1 rRNA gene is annotated in these 584 nt (G+C 54.5%); it reads left to right on the top strand.

Annotation, left to right across the window (positions count from 1 at the left end):
- Nucleotides 1-584, top strand: a 23S ribosomal RNA gene (locus J9889_RS23920); the annotation flags it as partial.

Raw genomic sequence — 584 nt, 5'->3', positions numbered from 1 at the left:
CAGCCATCATTTAAAGAAAGCGTAATAGCTCACTAGTCGAGTCGGCCTGCGCGGAAGATGTAACGGGGCTCAAACCAGGCACCGAAGCCGCGGATTCACGCTAAGCGTGAGTGGTAGGGGAGCGTTCTGTAAGTCTGCGAAGGTGTGTCGAGAGGCATGCTGGAGATATCAGAAGTGCGAATGCTGACGTAAGTAACGATAAAGGGGGTGAAAAGCCTCCTCGCCGGAAGACCAAGGGTTCCTGTCCAACGTTAATCGGGGCAGGGTGAGTCGACCCCTAAGGTGAGGCCGAAAGGCGTAATCGATGGGAAGCAGGTTAATATTCCTGCACGACTTGTAATTGCGATGGGGGGACGGAGAAGGCTAGGTGGGCCAGGCGACGGTTGTCCTGGTGAAAGTGCGTAGGTGGTGTTTGTAGGCAAATCCGCAGACACAACGCTGAGACACGAGACGAACGCACCACGGTGCGGAAGCCATTGATGCCCTGCTTCCAGGAAAAGCCTCTAAGCTTCAGATTACAAGTCATCGTACCCCAAACCGACACAGGTGGTCGGGTAGAGAATACCAAGGCGCTTGAGAGAACT

This window comes from Aeromonas sp. PrichA-15 (genome assembly GCF_017939245.1).
GTDB classification, from domain to species: Bacteria; Pseudomonadota; Gammaproteobacteria; order Enterobacterales; family Aeromonadaceae; genus Aeromonas; species Aeromonas caviae.
Note: the sequence above shows the minus strand (reverse complement) of the source record. Positions and strands in the feature narration are given on the sequence as shown.